At 61.5% G+C, this 13,196-nt stretch carries 19 protein-coding genes; 10 read left to right on the top strand and 9 right to left on the bottom strand.

Translation table 11 applies throughout. The features are described from left to right. Positions 1–2: 2 nt before the first annotated feature. Together NKH63_RS16430 and NKH63_RS16425 are read right to left on the bottom strand one after the other, a co-directional pair. The gene (locus NKH63_RS16430; RefSeq protein WP_352918116.1) at positions 3–1,025 is read right to left on the bottom strand and encodes an FAD binding domain-containing protein; all 1,023 of its coding nucleotides are present in this window, start codon (positions 1,023–1,025) and stop codon (positions 3–5) included. A 1-nt stretch (position 1,026) separates the two neighbouring features. After that, positions 1,027–1,641, bottom strand: coding sequence for a (2Fe-2S)-binding protein (locus NKH63_RS16425; protein ID WP_352548009.1), 615 nt, complete (start codon positions 1,639–1,641; stop codon positions 1,027–1,029). 176 nt (positions 1,642–1,817) lie between these two features. On the opposite strand from NKH63_RS16425, the gene NKH63_RS16420 reads away from it, so the two are divergent. Further along, positions 1,818–2,261, top strand: coding sequence for a PPC domain-containing DNA-binding protein (locus NKH63_RS16420; RefSeq protein WP_352481423.1), 444 nt, complete (start codon positions 1,818–1,820; stop codon positions 2,259–2,261). Positions 2,262–2,271: 10 nt separating this feature from the next. On the opposite strand, the gene NKH63_RS16415 is transcribed toward NKH63_RS16420, so the two are convergent. Both NKH63_RS16415 and NKH63_RS16410 read right to left on the bottom strand, forming a co-directional pair. Beyond that, the gene (locus NKH63_RS16415; RefSeq protein WP_352481422.1) at positions 2,272–3,534 is read right to left on the bottom strand and encodes a DUF763 domain-containing protein; all 1,263 of its coding nucleotides are present in this window, start codon (positions 3,532–3,534) and stop codon (positions 2,272–2,274) included. A gap of 200 nt (positions 3,535–3,734) precedes the next feature. Continuing rightward, positions 3,735–4,439 (bottom strand): MgtC/SapB family protein, encoded by a 705-nt coding sequence (locus NKH63_RS16410; RefSeq protein ID WP_352918114.1) that lies wholly within the window; start codon positions 4,437–4,439, stop codon positions 3,735–3,737. Positions 4,440–4,664: 225 nt separating this feature from the next. Here NKH63_RS16410 and NKH63_RS16405 point away from each other — a divergent pair, with 225 nt between their 5' ends. Together NKH63_RS16405 and NKH63_RS16400 are read left to right on the top strand one after the other, a co-directional pair. Further along, a complete protein-coding gene (locus NKH63_RS16405) occupies positions 4,665–4,832 on the top strand; it encodes a hypothetical protein (protein WP_023720543.1) in 168 nt (55 codons plus the stop codon). 33 nt (positions 4,833–4,865) lie between these two features. Beyond that, entirely contained in the window at positions 4,866–5,864 is a 999-nt protein-coding gene (locus NKH63_RS16400) for an ATP-dependent DNA ligase (protein WP_023720544.1), read from the top strand. 141 nt (positions 5,865–6,005) lie between these two features. Here the strand turns inward: NKH63_RS16400 and NKH63_RS16395 are convergent, their stop codons facing one another. After that, on the bottom strand, positions 6,006–6,533 hold the full coding sequence (locus NKH63_RS16395) for a YciE/YciF ferroxidase family protein (RefSeq protein WP_023720545.1): 528 nt from the start codon (positions 6,531–6,533) through the stop codon (positions 6,006–6,008). A gap of 169 nt (positions 6,534–6,702) precedes the next feature. Further along, complete coding sequence (locus tag NKH63_RS16390) at positions 6,703–7,419, bottom strand: Crp/Fnr family transcriptional regulator (protein ID WP_352548102.1); 717 nt, start codon at positions 7,417–7,419, stop codon at positions 6,703–6,705. 495 nt (positions 7,420–7,914) lie between these two features. On the opposite strand from NKH63_RS16390, the gene NKH63_RS16385 reads away from it, so the two are divergent. Further along, on the top strand, positions 7,915–8,112 hold the full coding sequence (locus tag NKH63_RS16385) for a hypothetical protein (RefSeq protein ID WP_023720547.1): 198 nt from the start codon (positions 7,915–7,917) through the stop codon (positions 8,110–8,112). 148 nt (positions 8,113–8,260) lie between these two features. Here the strand turns inward: NKH63_RS16385 and NKH63_RS16380 are convergent, their stop codons facing one another. Further along, positions 8,261–8,425, bottom strand: coding sequence for a DUF3309 family protein (locus NKH63_RS16380; RefSeq protein WP_023720548.1), 165 nt, complete (start codon positions 8,423–8,425; stop codon positions 8,261–8,263). 275 nt (positions 8,426–8,700) lie between these two features. Here NKH63_RS16380 and NKH63_RS16375 point away from each other — a divergent pair, with 275 nt between their 5' ends. Next, positions 8,701–9,012: a hypothetical protein gene (locus tag NKH63_RS16375; RefSeq protein WP_023720549.1), complete on the top strand. Its 312-nt coding sequence runs from the start codon at positions 8,701–8,703 to the stop codon at positions 9,010–9,012. Positions 9,013–9,089: 77 nt separating this feature from the next. On the opposite strand, the gene NKH63_RS16370 is transcribed toward NKH63_RS16375, so the two are convergent. Further along, positions 9,090–9,320: a hypothetical protein gene (locus tag NKH63_RS16370; RefSeq protein WP_156948137.1), complete on the bottom strand. Its 231-nt coding sequence runs from the start codon at positions 9,318–9,320 to the stop codon at positions 9,090–9,092. A gap of 281 nt (positions 9,321–9,601) precedes the next feature. Here NKH63_RS16370 and NKH63_RS16365 point away from each other — a divergent pair, with 281 nt between their 5' ends. The 3 genes from NKH63_RS16365 to NKH63_RS16355 are packed head-to-tail and all read left to right on the top strand — an operon-like array spanning position 9,602 to position 10,600. After that, positions 9,602–10,120, top strand: coding sequence for a DUF4142 domain-containing protein (locus NKH63_RS16365; protein ID WP_245278645.1), 519 nt, complete (start codon positions 9,602–9,604; stop codon positions 10,118–10,120). A 47-nt stretch (positions 10,121–10,167) separates the two neighbouring features. Next, on the top strand, positions 10,168–10,326 hold the full coding sequence (locus tag NKH63_RS16360) for a hypothetical protein (protein ID WP_352816788.1): 159 nt from the start codon (positions 10,168–10,170) through the stop codon (positions 10,324–10,326). 31 nt (positions 10,327–10,357) lie between these two features. Continuing rightward, a complete protein-coding gene (locus tag NKH63_RS16355; protein WP_023720552.1) occupies positions 10,358–10,600 on the top strand; it encodes a hypothetical protein in 243 nt (80 codons plus the stop codon). Positions 10,601–10,700: 100 nt separating this feature from the next. Here NKH63_RS16355 and NKH63_RS16350 read toward each other — a convergent pair whose 3' ends face one another. Next, positions 10,701–11,525, bottom strand: a complete 825-nt coding sequence (locus NKH63_RS16350; protein ID WP_502896335.1) for a DUF1236 domain-containing protein — start codon at positions 11,523–11,525, stop codon at positions 10,701–10,703. Between the two features lie 96 nt (positions 11,526–11,621). On the opposite strand from NKH63_RS16350, the gene NKH63_RS16345 reads away from it, so the two are divergent. Further along, complete coding sequence (locus NKH63_RS16345; RefSeq protein WP_023720555.1) at positions 11,622–11,921, top strand: DUF1236 domain-containing protein; 300 nt, start codon at positions 11,622–11,624, stop codon at positions 11,919–11,921. A gap of 313 nt (positions 11,922–12,234) precedes the next feature. Next, positions 12,235–13,083 (top strand): MetQ/NlpA family lipoprotein, encoded by an 849-nt coding sequence (locus tag NKH63_RS16340; RefSeq protein ID WP_352481419.1) that lies wholly within the window; start codon positions 12,235–12,237, stop codon positions 13,081–13,083. Positions 13,084–13,196 lie beyond the last annotated feature (113 nt).

Here is a 13,196-nt window from a genome sequence, read left to right as displayed (position 1 = left end):
GGTCAGACCTTCATGTCGCGCGTTTCGAGCAGTGCCCGCACAAGCGTGCGCTTGCCGAGCGGTACCTTGAACGCATTGTGTTCGCGCGGTTTCGCCTCGGCGAACGCGGCTTCGGCGGCAGCTTCGGCCGCCTCATCGTCGAGTGCCTTGCCGCTCAGTGCTTCCTCGGCCGCCTTGGCCCGCCATGGCACGGTTGCCACGCCGCCAAGCGCAATGCGCGCCTGGCTGACGGTGTCGCCGTCCATATCCAGAGCCACGGCCGCCGAGGCCAGCGCGAACGCATAGGACTCGCGGTCGCGGATCTTCAGGTAGCGTGAGCGGCGGCTCCAGGCGCCAAGCGGCACCTCGATGGCCGTGATCACCTCGTCGGAGGCCAGTTCGGTCTCAACGTTGGGCGTATCTCCCGGCAGGCGATGTAGCCTCGAAAACGCTATCTTGCGCATACCGCGCCTTGCCTCCACCTCGACCGTCGCGCCGAGCGCGATCAGCGCTTGGGCGAAATCGCCGTGGTAGGTGGCGATGCAGGCGTTGCTGGTGCCAAGGACCGCATGTTGCCGGTTGAAGCCTTCCATGGCCGCGCAGCCGGAGCCCGGCTCGCGCTTGTTGCATGGCCAGGAGGTCTCGCGAAAATACTCGCACCGCGTCCGCTGCAACACATTGCCGGCCAGGCTCGCCATGTTGCGGATCTGGCCGCTGGCGGCGAACTTCAGGCTTTCGGCAAGCATCGGGCAAAGGCGCTTGATCTCGCCTGTGTCAGCAGCCTCGCCCATGCGGACCAGCGCGCCGAAGCGGATGCTGTCGTCGCCGACCTCGATCTGCCGCAGGGCCCTGTCACCGAGACCATTGAGATCGACCAGCCGTTCCGGCCGGGCCACGCCAAGCTTCATGTAGTCGGCCAGATTGGTGCCGCCGGCGATGAATTGCGCGGCGGCCTCGGTCGGCGGAACACCCTCTGCGGCAAAACGGGAAGCAATGGCGGCCGCCGCGGACACGCTGGCCGGTCTCTCGTAAACGAAGGGGCGCATCTCAGGCTTTCCTTGTTTCGTCCCGGGCCTGCACGATGGCCGCGACTATGTTGGGGTAGGCAGCGCAGCGGCAGAGATTACCGCTCATATACTCGCGGATATCGTCCTCGGAGCCGGCATGGCCTTCGTTGATGCAACCGATGGCGGACATGATCTGGCCGGGCGTGCAGTACCCGCATTGGAAGGCGTCATTGTCGATGAAGGCCTGCTGCATCGGATGCAGATTGCCGTCGGCGGAAGCGAGCCCTTCCACCGTGGTGATCTCATGGCCCTTGTTCATCACGGCGAAGCTCAGGCACGACAGCACCCGCTTGCCGTCGACAAGAACGGTGCAGGCCCCGCACTGGCCATGGTCGCAGCCTTTCTTGGTACCCGTCAGGCCGACATGGTCGCGCAGCGCGTCGAGCAGGCTGGTGCGATTGTCGAGGGCGAGATTGTAGGGCTGCTTGTTGATGCGCAGTGAAATCGCCGACAGATCGCGCGGCTCGGCCGAAGCGGCAGGTTGCGGGGCGGCGGCTTTTGCCGACGTGGCCATGAGCGGCCCTGCCGCAGCCGCCGAAACGGATCCGGTCATGAAACTGCGTCGGCTCAGGCTGGCAAGAGGGGTTTCGGACATGGCTGGCTCCCGGCTGGCTGGGTCTCAAGCCGGCCGAACCAGTCACGCAAGGCAAGGTTCCTCCGCCTCACGTGGCTGTGATCCTATGTTCATCCGAACCGTGCCGGGGAACTCTCGAGCCGGCTTGCCGTTCAACCCCGATCGGACAGAACCGAAATGGCGTCTGGAGCGAGATCATGAAGTCACAGATTGTTGCCGAAAGCGCCGGCCAAAGAACGTTCGTCGTTGTGCTTGATCCCGGCGAAGAGGCGTTTGCGCAGCTGACCTCGTTTGCGGCCGACCACGGCGTTGGCAGCGCGTCGCTGAGCGCGCTCGGCGCTTTCGAAAGGGCAACTGTCGGCTGGTTCGACCCTAGGGAAAGGACCTACCGGAAAATTCCCATCCGGGAACAGTGCGAGGTGCTGAGCGCGATTGGCGATGTTGCCATCGGCGACGACGGCAAGCCCAGCCTGCACGTCCATGCCGTGCTCGGATTGAGCGACGGCAGCACAAGGGGCGGCCATCTGCTGGACGCCATCGTTCGCCCGACGCTCGAGGTCACGCTGGTGGAAACGCCTGGACATCTGCGCCGCAGGCACCGTCCCGAGCTCGGTGTCGCGTTGATCGACCTGGAGGCTTGATCCGAGCCGATCACTTCGTTGATTTAACTGCGGTCGTTTCGGGGGCGACTTCCCAACCGAAGACGCTGCGGCCGCCGAGCAGATGCGATTGCTCGAACTCCCCGGCGACGATTTCCTTCAGGCTCGGCCCGGTGGCATAGCGTTCGACTTGCCGCGACTGGTCGTCCAGCCGCCGCAAGGCGCCGACCTCTTCCTCACGGCCGAGCCTGGCCTTCTGGACAGCCGACTTCAGCACGCCGATCGTCTCGTCATAGACCTTCAACGGCACAGGGAACGGATGCCTGTCCTTGCCGCCATGCGCCAGCGAGAAACGTCCTGGATCGGAAAAACGGCATGGCGCGCCATGCACGACTTCGGCGACCAGCGCCAGCGCCCGCACCGTGCGCGCGCCGACATTGGGCACCAGGAGAAGGCCGGCGAAATCCGCCGGGCCGCGCTCGGCCGCCGCCGCGATGTTGCCGTGCAGGCGGCGCATGACGACATCGCTTTCGCGTACATCGTGGTGCGCCGGCATCACCAGATGCGGCAGCAGCTTCTGTGCCGGCTCCGGCACTGGCGCCGAACCCCGCTCCAAAGCGGCAAGCTCCCTCACGATGCGATCCGGTCCAAGATCGTGCAGAAGGTCCAGTTGTCCCTGGCGCGACGCTTCGGCGCGGCGGTCGGTCAGGTTGACGATCTCGCCCTGGTTGGCGCCTTCGATGGCGGCATGCGGCTGGTCGACAAAGCTCTTCAGGCCCTCCGACAGCCAGTGATAGCGGCGCGCCACCTTGCTGTCGCCGTTCATGCCTTGCTGCACCACCACCCACTTGCCGTCATCGGTGACGATGAAGCCGTGCAGATAGAGATCGAAACCGTCCTGGACCGCGGCGCTGTCCACCTTGGCGACAAGCCGGCTGGCAGTCGCCAGGCCCTGCCCGTCGAGGCCGACACGCTCGCCGATCAGGGCAAGCTCGTGCGGGGTCTTGCGCGAATGCGCGCCGCGGCCGCCGCAAACGTGAATGCCGAGCTCGCTGGAAAGCGGCGACAGGCCGCGCTTTAAGGCACCGACGACGCTGGTGGTGATGCCGGAGGAGTGCCAGTCCATCCCCATCACGGCGCCAAAAGACTGGAACCAGAACGGATGCGCCAGCCGGCGCAGCAATTCATCGCGGCCGTAATGGTGGATGATCGCCTCGCACATGACCGCGCCAAGCCGCGTCATGCGGTCGCCGAGCCATTTCGGCACGCGCCCGCCGTGAAGTGGAAGGTCAGCACTTCCCGATCGCTGTGCCACGCTCTTTGCTTGCTCCTTGAGTCCTGCCTCGACAGATAGGTATCGAAAGCGCCGCGAAGAAGCGATGGCCTGATTCAGGCCGCGATCGTTGCGAGCCGCTAGAGCACTTCCAGGAAAAGTGTGAAACGGTTTTCCGTCCGAGATTGCGCAGAAATAAAGAGATAGAGCGGTTCGGCGTTTCCGTGAAACGATGAACCGCTCTACCGGGCAGGCTCGCTGAGGAGATCAAACTTTTGAATCTCGCAATGCTCGCCCACCGATGCCAGCAGATCCATTGGCGGTGCGCCAGTGTCGGGCCGCCTCCAACTGATCTCGAACGAGAACACAGGGTCCTTGAGATCTGGGCGCCTCTCTATTGCGACGAGGCGTGCCTGGTAGCCAAGCGGCCCGATGAGCGCATCGAGCTCCTGTCGAGCCGCGGCCTTCCACGTCAGTGCCAACTGGGCATGGTGTTCGCGCGACATTCGAAGGTCCACCCATTTCAGGACCAGCAAAGTGGCCAGCGTCAGCGCCGTGCCGGCCGCGCCCAAGCCGTATTGGCCGCCACCGAAAGCCAATCCGATCGCCGTCATCACCCACAACGTGGCCGCTGTGATGACCCCGCTGACAAGATTGCCGCGGCGAAGAATGGCGCCACCGCCGATAAAGCCGACGCCGGTCAACACGCCCAGCGGAAAGCGCAGGACGTCCATCGATGCAAACGAATCCGGGTGCTTGCCAACGGTCTCCAGCAGAATACTGGCCTGGATCATTGTGATGGCGGCGGCCAATCCCACCAGCACGGTGGTGCGTAGCCCCGCCGCGTGCCCGCGCGCCTCCCTGTTGAGGCCTATCAAAAGGCCTGCGAGCGCGGTCAGAAGCAGCCGTGCCGCGATGTCTTGCCAAACCGGAACAACGAGGAGCATCGCGGTCACCCGTCAGGCCAAGCGCTGCTGGCCTGGATTGGCGCCAGGGTCAAAGCGAACAAGGGTAACAGCGTCTTCATCGCAAATTCTTTTCGTCGATAAGCAACAAACGATGCGCTTAGGTTTTGGTTGCGCAGCCGACGATTCACCTCGGCTATGGGCAGCGACGGAACAAAACCTTCGGCCCGGGGTTGGTGGGTTCACGCCAACGAAGGATTTTCAAACATGGTCCGCTTGCTGGTTGCCGGAGCCGTCGCTTATCTGGCCTATCGCATTACCAAGGAGATCGGCGGGTCCGACGAAGTCGATCCGCTGTCGCCTGCGCCCGACCAGACCGGCCGCAAGGTGGCGAGGCGGCAAAGCAGGGCCCAGGGGAATGGCCGACGGCGGTAGCGAATGCCTCAGCGGCGGCGGCGCGGACCAGCCATGACCGCATTTCCGTTGCCGCTCGACCTTCGTCCGATGGAAGCCAAAGCCGCCGACGCAATTCCTGGCGGCGACGGGCTTTGGCAGTACGAACCGAAATGGGACGGGTTTCGGTGCCTCGTGTTCAAGGGTGACGATGCCGTCGATCTGCGTGCAAAATCGGGCAAGCCGCTTGGCCGCTATTTTCCCGAACTGATCGCGGTGCTGCGCGATGTGAGGTCGCGACGGTTTGTTGCCGACGGCGAGATCGTCATCGAGGTCGACGGATCGTCCTCGTTCGAGGCCCTGCAAATGCGCCTTCATCCAGCCGAAAGCAGGATCCGCAAGTTGAGCCTGGAGACGCCTGCCATGCTGGTCCTGTTCGATATGCTGGCCGAACCCGGCGGCAAGATTATCATCGAACAACCCCTCACCGACAGGAGACGGGCGATCGAGGCCTTTGTCGCGTCGGCGGGACGGCGCGAACTGCGCCTGTCCAAATGCACGCACGATGCCGCTACCGCCGAGCGCTGGCTGCAAGGCGCCGGCCATGGCTCGACCGACGGTGTTGTTGCAAAACTGATCGCCGAGCCATACCAGCCCGGCGAGCGCGCCATGGTCAAGGTCAAGCGGCTGCGCACTGCGGATTGCGTGGTCGGCGGCTTTCGCTATCTCGCCGGCAGCAACGAAGTCGGATCCCTGCTGCTTGGCCTCTACAATAACGAAGGCAGGTTGGACCATGTCGGATTCACCTCGACCATCGGCAAGGACGACAGGGCGGCGCTGACCAGACGGCTGGAAAAACTGCGGGCCAAACCGGGTTTCACCGGCGAGGCGCCGGGCGGGCCAAGCCGCTGGAGCACGGAGCGCAGCGCACAATGGGAACCGATAAAGCCTGAACTGGTGGTCGAGGTTCGTTTCGACCATGTGACAGGCGACCGGTTCCGGCACGGAACCAAGCTGTTGCGCTGGCGGCCGGACAAGGAGCCCCGGCAATGTACGTTCGAGCAGATGGAGTAAGTCCCGCCGGAGGCAACGCTTCAAGGCGCTCTTGGTGTTCCGTTCTGCCGCCTACGACGGAACCGATGCAGAATTCACTGGTTCGCCGCACTAGCCGAGCCTCGGCAATCCATTGCCGAGGCTCGGGATGCAGTCTGAAAATCAAGCGGCTTCTTGCATTGCGCGTTCGTTGACACCGCTTTCGCCGAGCTTGGAAAGCGCTTCGTCGGTCGCGACCTCTTCCTTGAGTGTTGCCCTGAGCAGTTCGACAACGTCGCTCTTGCCGAGTTCTTCCGCCCATGCGATCAAAGTGCCGTAACGAGCGATCTCGTAATGCTCGACGGCCTGCGCCGCGCCGACAAGCCCGGCGTCGAGCGCAGGAGCACCGTTATACTCCTCGAGCACTTCCGAGCCCTCTTCGATGATGCCGTCAATCGCTGGACAGGTCTTGCCGCGGGCCGGCTTGCCGAATTTCTCGAACACCTCCTCCAGGCGATCGACATGTCCTTCGGTTTCCATGTGGTGTTTCTCGAAGGCGGCAGTCACTTCTTCCGACTCCGCGCCCTTGGCCATTTTGGGCAACGCTTTCAGTATCTTCTTCTCGGCGTAGTAGAGGTCTTTGAGCCCGTCGAGGAACAGGTCCTCAAGGCCCTTGCTTGCCGCCTTCGCGGCCTTTTTCGTAGTCGGCATGGTCGTCTCCCGGGAGTTGGTGGCAGCCTCGCAAAGTAGAGGCGTCCGATAACCCTCCGATGGGAAACAAGTTCCCTGACGGTTCAGGAGCTTTGAAAATTTTTCCGACGGCACTTGTGTCGTATCGCAAGGGGCCTCGACCTGCGGTAGCAACAGGCGAGAAAAGCACTCAGCGCTCGCCGGTATGTCCGACCAGGCGGATATATTCGGCCTCGGCCAGGCCGTAGCCGCCATCCGCTAGCGAAACGAGACCATCGCGGTCGCGGATAATGATTTCGCCGCGGCGGGACCGGATGAGCCCTCGGCCCTCAAGCAGCTGGAGCGCGACCGTGACGCCCGGACGTCTTACGCCGAGCATGATCGACAGGAATTCGTGGGTGATCGTCAGCCGGTCGCCGGCCACCCGATCGTCACACATGAGCAGCCAGCGCGCCAGCCGGTCTTCAAGCTTCGATCGCGCGTTGACCAGCGCGGTGTAGCCGGTCTGGATATGCAGACACTGCACGTAGCGCAACAAAAACAGCCGCAATGTCGGGCTTTGCGTCAGCGCTGCCTTGAATGGCTCGGCATCTATCCTGGCGGCTTCTCCCGCCAGTTGCACATAGCAATCATGGACCATGCGGTCGTCGCCCATCACCAAGGCCGAGCCGGTCATACCTTCCAAGCCAATGAGGCCAACTTCCGCATCGCTGCCATTCGGCATTTTCGCAACCACTGAACCAATGCCGTCCTCGACGAAATAGATGGCCTCGATCGGTGATCCGGATACTTCGAGCGATTGCCGCAACTCCAGCGAACAGCGCTCGATGTGCGGCTCGAGAAATGCAAAATCGCCGGCGCTCATCCGGCGCAACAGCTTGTTTTTGAATAGATTTTGATTGGACATAGCTGGGCCCAAAACAGGGCAAGAGCTTTTTGATCTCCCAGCCGTCCGCGCCCGGTATAACCTGCTGACGATACGGCTTATATAAGCGCTGAAAGGTATGGAGCCTACTAAATAAATGAATTCGATGCACGGCAGTTTCTCCTGCCGCTTGCCTACGAAAACATCTGACTGAAAGTTAGAGTTGAAAACGTACCAAAGGTGCTTGGTACGAAATCGATAAATCAAAAATGTCGGGCGCGAAAGAGCCCGTCGCGAGGGATGCAACGGGCTCCATTCGGGCGTCGTGGGCTACGCCCAGTGATCCAAATGAGGGTGGCTTGGATCACTACAATAATGCAGGTGAAAGGCAGTCGTTCCCGATCTGTCCGCTCGGTAATTTCCGTACATTGAGTTTGGAGGCAAGCGGCGCTAATTGAATTTGAGTCATCCACACAGGCATGGCGAGTGGATGCTTGAAAGACGCTTCGCGCTTTCGCCCTTTTCAGGGAGGATGGCATGTCGATGCATGGTGCAGCAACTCCAGCCGAACTGAGCGTGCTGAGAAAAGCGCTCGACGACTGCTGCCGCGAGTTGGGTGTTGCGGACGACAGTCCGGTCCGCGAGCGGTTGGCCGCCCGTATCATGTCGCTGTTCAACGAGGGCGTGCTAAGCGCCGATCTAAAGGAAGCACTGGCCGCCGATCGCCAACACTAAAGCTGCTGCTATGGCGGGGTCCTCGGTGTCGAAGGGTCCGACGCCAGGTCGGCCTTTTTAGCCAGAGTCCTAGAGACTTTTCGTCTATTCACGACAAAACGCCCGCCGCTTATTACCCGGCGGCAGGCGTTTTGTCGTGAGCGTGACGCTAAATGCGCCCAAGCACGACCAAGATGATGACGATGAGCAGCACCAGGCCGAGGCCACCGCCACCGTAATAGCCGGTGCCGTAGAACGGTCCGCCGCCCAAGCCGCTGAAGCCGCCAAGCAAGGCAAGGACCAAGATGATGATGAGAATGGTTCCAAGGCCCATGATGTCTGCTCTCCTTGTTTGCGCTGCCGCCATTCGCATCAGCGCGTTCGCATTGTACAAAGGTATGAACTCGCAAGGAGCATTCCTGTTCCGGCGGGACAGCAAGGCGCACGCTCATGCAGCGAGGAAAACGCCGGGCTGTGCAATGGCGCGCCGGCCACCTTGAACACCTGAGAACATGCTGAATTCATAGGAAATTTGTCGGAACCTTCGCCCGCCCGAACGGTTGTTTTCGTAGTCGCAACGCGACGACCCTCGTAAAAAGGAGAAGCATCATGCTCACGAAAATTCTCGCAGCTTCGGCGCTTACGATCGGTCTGGCCACGTCAGCGATGGCCCAGAACGTCGGCGACCCCTCCGGAGCCGCTGCCGACGGCAGCGGGCGGACGGTCGTAGTCCCGGATAATGGCGGCCCTGACACCGGCACGGATTCGACCATCACCAACAGCATTCGCGATTTCTCAACGACGAATTCGAATGCCGACCGGAATTGCCCGCCGGGCCCGCAGGGGGCTCTGCCCGATGCGACCGGCAAGGCTCCGGGAACGATGGCGCCGACGGTGAACGATAACCACTGCGGCAAGTAAACGCCCTGTGATCATAGCCTGACGAGGCTGCGGAGCGTGCGCTCCGCAGCCTCGTCAGTTTGCCATGAATCAGCCGCCTAACGGCCGCGGTGGTCGAAGCTGACGGCGATCTCCCGACCGTCCAGCGCCCGAACGATGAAGCCAACCAGCTCCTCGTCGGTTTGCCGGCACCAAGGAAAGCGTCTGCGCAAATCGGCTATGACGACGGTGGTCGAGAGAATGTCGCCGGAATGGTAGTCGGCCATGATGGTGTGAACGGCAGCGTCGGTATCAATACCGATTCCTAGCGGCGACCTGATCTGCCCCACGGAAGCCTCCACCCATCTCTCCCAGGCAACGATAGCAAGACTGCGGCAAAGCGAAAGAGCTTGTACGATTCCGTACGATCTCGCGGCTTGCGTTGCACTTTGCGCGACGCGGCCGGCGTCCTTTGTTTTGCCTTTCCAAACCATTGTTTGGCGTCGCAGCGGCTCTGGCCGCCGCGACCAGGCAACCTCGCCGCAGCTTCCGCGTTGAGCCATCGGAGGGATGACATCAGCCTCGGAGAACTTCCATGAAAACACTTCTATCCATCACTGCGGCAGCGCTGATGGCCGGCGCGCCTTTGGCTGCTTTTGCCCAATCGGCGACGCTGACACCTCTGACGACCGACACCATGAGCAAGGTTGACACGGCGACGTTCGTGAAGACGGTGCCCATCGCCAATACATTTGAAATCGAGTCGAGCCGACTTGCACAGAAGCAGGCGACGGCCGACGATGTGAAGGCCTTCGCGGCGCAAATGGTCACGGACCACACCAAGGCCGGCGAGGACTTCAAGGCGGCGCTCAGCAAAGGTCAGACAACTTCGGCCACCACGCCGGCCGGCCCGCCGCTGGACACCAAGCACCAGGCGTTGCTCGACCAACTCAAGGAGGCCAGCGGGGACAGCTTCCAATCGAAATATATCGACATGCAGACCCAGGCGCATAAGGAAGCGGTGGCGCTGTTTTCCGCTTACTCAAATTCCGGCGACGATCCGGCGATGAAGGAGTTTGCCAAGAAGACGCTGCCGGTGCTGCAAATGCACGAACGTCACGTGAAGGATCTCGCTGCTGCGCATCAATGAGGGCGAAGACCGCCTGCGGTCTTGCCAACGGAAACGCCCCGGCATGAATGAAGCGGCTGTCGTCCGGCCCGGAACAAAGCACCGAGAGTGCCGTTATTCACCTGGCTTATTCCGGGGAGTATCCAATGGAAGGCGGCATTCGCGAGGCGCCAAGGGCATTAGCGCTGGGTTTCGGCGCCATCCTGGTCGCCGCTGTCACAGGCTGAAATCGCTTTCCGAACGGGACAGGCTGCCTTCATGCGCTACGGCGAGATATTTGCAAATGTTACGGCACTCATGTTGCTGGCCTTGATGATTGGCGGCGTCTTCGTCCTGTTTGGAGAGCCGCTGTGGCCGCGGCACTACGCGAGAATGGTGCTAGTTACGGATATCGAGGGCATGACCACCGCGTCAGTCCGAACAAGCTGCGTGCCCAGTCCATGCCTGCCCGACACCATCGATCACACCGTGCTCACTCCTCGCCCCGAGGACGGACCGTGATCTGCGATTTGCAGCAGACGCGGAGCGAGGAGATGCGGAAAGGGCCGCCACGCGACCTGCGCGACGGACCCTTTGGTTCAATCAAACCGTCTGGCCGCGACTAGGTCAGGATAATCACGATCTTGTAGGTATTCGGGTCGACGATGACGATCCGACCATCGGCGAGCACGAAATACTCATAGCCTTCGTAAGCCGGAACGATCTTGACGATGCGCGCCGGCAGACGATGCAGCCGGACCTTCTTCCGCGGAACCTCGATGCCGACAGAGATGTCGAAATCGACGCTGGAAACGGGTTGGACGTTGGTCTCCTTGATGACCTGAGTGATCTGGGTTTTCTGTTCAACGGTCACATTGCTGATGGAAGCGGTCGAACTCTGGTCCTGCGTCTGCGTAGAAGCATTGCCCTGAGTCTGCTCGGTGGTCGTGGTCCCAGTCTTGCCCTGAGCCTGCTCCTCGGTCTTCATTTTCGTGTTGCCTTGGGCCTGCTCGGTAGTGGTGGTTCCGGTTTTGCCTTGGGCCTGTTCCTCGGTCTTCATCTTGGTGTTGCCCGTGGCCTGCTGGTCGGTCGTGGCGCCGGCCTTGCCTTGGGCTTGCTCGTCGGTCTTCAGCTTCGGTTTGCCCTGCGCCTGTTGATCAGTCGCAGCGCCGGCCTTGCCCTGAGCCTGCTCGTCCATCTTGGCGCCATTCTGGCAATTGGCAGCGCCGGCTGCGCAATTGGCGCCGGACTGGTCGTCGGTCGACTGCTGCGTCTGGGCAAGTGCAGCTCCGCAGCTGACGCTGATTGCTAGCAAGCTGGTGATCAGAACGCCTTTCATGAGAGATCTCCTTGGAAAATGCGTCCCTTCACCGCGTAAAACTGCGGCTAAAAAATTTTGTTCCAAACCAATGGAGCGAAACGGCAAGCGATCCGAGCGGCGGAACAAGCTCCACCTGATGACGTTACCCGCCTATAGCGACCCCGCTGCGAACAGCATGACGCGGCGCAGCGCAGAGGTGGCCCACCACGAAAGGAGACAATCATGAGCATGCATCTTTCGGCAGCCGCGGCTGGGTTCTTGCTGCTTGCGGGTATTGGCGCCGCTGCCGCTCAGGACGTGGTCATCGAACCGCAGCAGGAGACGATCGTACGCGAGTATGTGAAAAAGCAGCCTCTGGCGTCCGTCCAGCTTCCCGGCGTGGAGCTCAATGTCGGCTCGACCGTGCCCGATACCGTCGAGCTTCATGAGGTTCCCGACGTCAAATACCGCTATGTCGTCGTCGACAACCAGACCGTCCTGGTCGATCCGGGCACACGCAGGATCGTGAAGGTCATCCAGTGAGCAATGCGCGTCGTTTTTTGAAGGGACATGCGGCGCGTCCTGCATTGTCGACATCCCAAACTGGTGCCCGTGCCTGGGCATTCGGACGCAGAAAGGCCCGCCGTTCCGACGCACGGCGGGCCTCATAGCGGAGTCAGCGCGCTAGGCGGCAGCGTCCTGTGCTCGCTAGGCCAGAAACTTTGAGAGGATATTCCAGGCTCCTCATTTGGCGGGAAATACCGTTCTTTGATCTGGCGATCAGCATTTCCGATGATGCCCGCAAGGCTTCGCATTCCGCTTGGCCGCAATGATTTCAAAACCGATGGGATTGACCATGCCTGGGACTATCAACACTTTGCTTCCATTCTTCTCAGCAACTATAAACCGGCGCGCCGGTCTGGCTGTACTTTTCGCGTCGGCGGTTGCGATTGTCGGCCTTGCTGCGCCGTCGTTCGCCGAAGACAAGACGGCGGTCAAGGTCGGCATCATGAGCGGCGAGGACGAGGATGTGTGGCGGGTCGTGACCGCCCAGGCGGCGGAGAGGGGGCTGACGATCGAGACCGTGGTGTTCAACGACTACACCCAGCCGAATGAAGCACTCGAGCGTGGCGAAATCGACGCCAACGCCTTCCAGCACAAGCCCTATCTCGACAACCAGATCAAGACGCAGGGCTATCACATCGTCCCGGTCGGCTATACCGGGGTCTGGCCGATCGGCCTCTATTCCAAGAAGTACGCGAAGATTGGCGACTTGCCCGAAGGCGCCGTCGTCGGCGTGCCGAACGATCCGTCCAATGAAGGGCGCGCGCTGCGTGTCCTGCAGAGCGAAGGTCTGATCAAGCTCAGGGAAGGAACCGGCATTCTGGCTACGACGACCGACATTGCCGAAAACCCGAAGAAATTGGTCGTCAAGGAGCTCGACGCTGGCATTGTCGGGCGCTCGGTGGAAGATCTCGACGGGGCCGTGGTCAACACGGATTGGGCGCTTAAAAGCGGCCTCACACCGGAGAACCGCATCGCCCAGGAGGCGGTGGCCGACAATCCCTACCGCAACTTCATCGCGGTCAAGGCCGGCAATGAAAACCAGCCCTGGGTAAAGACATTGGTCGCCTCCTACCAGAACGAAAAGGTGAAGGCCGAATTCGACCGGGTCTACAAGGGAACCGGCATCAGCGCCTATTGATACCGAGCTCGACTTGGCGCTGAAGCCCGGCATGATAAAGCGGTCCGCGCTCCAACGCGGACCGCGATCGCGTTTTGCGGGACACCAATACAGGAACTTTCATGAACCAGCAT

Source organism: Mesorhizobium sp. M0960, from assembly GCF_040319055.1.
Classification (GTDB): Bacteria; Pseudomonadota; Alphaproteobacteria; order Rhizobiales; family Rhizobiaceae; genus Mesorhizobium.
Note: the sequence above shows the minus strand (reverse complement) of the source record. Positions and strands in the feature narration are given on the sequence as shown.

Bases quoted from the DNA above. Each gene is read 5' to 3' on its own strand.
- NKH63_RS16410 (WP_352918114.1), bottom strand. From the start codon at position 4,439: ATGCTCCTCGTTGTTCCGGTTTGGCAAGACATCGCGGCACGGCTGCTT.
- NKH63_RS16400 (WP_023720544.1), top strand. From the start codon at position 4,866: ATGACCGCATTTCCGTTGCCGCTCGACCTTCGTCCGATGGAAGCCAAA.
- NKH63_RS16345 (WP_023720555.1), top strand. From the start codon at position 11,622: ATGAGCATGCATCTTTCGGCAGCCGCGGCTGGGTTCTTGCTGCTTGCG.
- NKH63_RS16395 (WP_023720545.1), bottom strand. From the start codon at position 6,533: ATGCCGACTACGAAAAAGGCCGCGAAGGCGGCAAGCAAGGGCCTTGAG.
- NKH63_RS16375 (WP_023720549.1), top strand. From the start codon at position 8,701: ATGCTCACGAAAATTCTCGCAGCTTCGGCGCTTACGATCGGTCTGGCC.
- NKH63_RS16390 (WP_352548102.1), bottom strand. From the start codon at position 7,419: ATGTCCAATCAAAATCTATTCAAAAACAAGCTGTTGCGCCGGATGAGC.
- NKH63_RS16385 (WP_023720547.1), top strand. From the start codon at position 7,915: ATGTCGATGCATGGTGCAGCAACTCCAGCCGAACTGAGCGTGCTGAGA.
- NKH63_RS16405 (WP_023720543.1), top strand. From the start codon at position 4,665: ATGGTCCGCTTGCTGGTTGCCGGAGCCGTCGCTTATCTGGCCTATCGC.
- NKH63_RS16380 (WP_023720548.1), bottom strand. From the start codon at position 8,425: ATGGGCCTTGGAACCATTCTCATCATCATCTTGGTCCTTGCCTTGCTT.
- NKH63_RS16340 (WP_352481419.1), top strand. From the start codon at position 12,235: ATGCCTGGGACTATCAACACTTTGCTTCCATTCTTCTCAGCAACTATA.
- NKH63_RS16430 (WP_352918116.1), bottom strand. From the start codon at position 1,025: ATGCGCCCCTTCGTTTACGAGAGACCGGCCAGCGTGTCCGCGGCGGCC.
- NKH63_RS16360 (WP_352816788.1), top strand. From the start codon at position 10,168: ATGAAGCGGCTGTCGTCCGGCCCGGAACAAAGCACCGAGAGTGCCGTT.
- NKH63_RS16425 (WP_352548009.1), bottom strand. From the start codon at position 1,641: ATGTCCGAAACCCCTCTTGCCAGCCTGAGCCGACGCAGTTTCATGACC.
- NKH63_RS16365 (WP_245278645.1), top strand. From the start codon at position 9,602: ATGGCCGGCGCGCCTTTGGCTGCTTTTGCCCAATCGGCGACGCTGACA.
- NKH63_RS16420 (WP_352481423.1), top strand. From the start codon at position 1,818: ATGAAGTCACAGATTGTTGCCGAAAGCGCCGGCCAAAGAACGTTCGTC.
- NKH63_RS16355 (WP_023720552.1), top strand. From the start codon at position 10,358: ATGCGCTACGGCGAGATATTTGCAAATGTTACGGCACTCATGTTGCTG.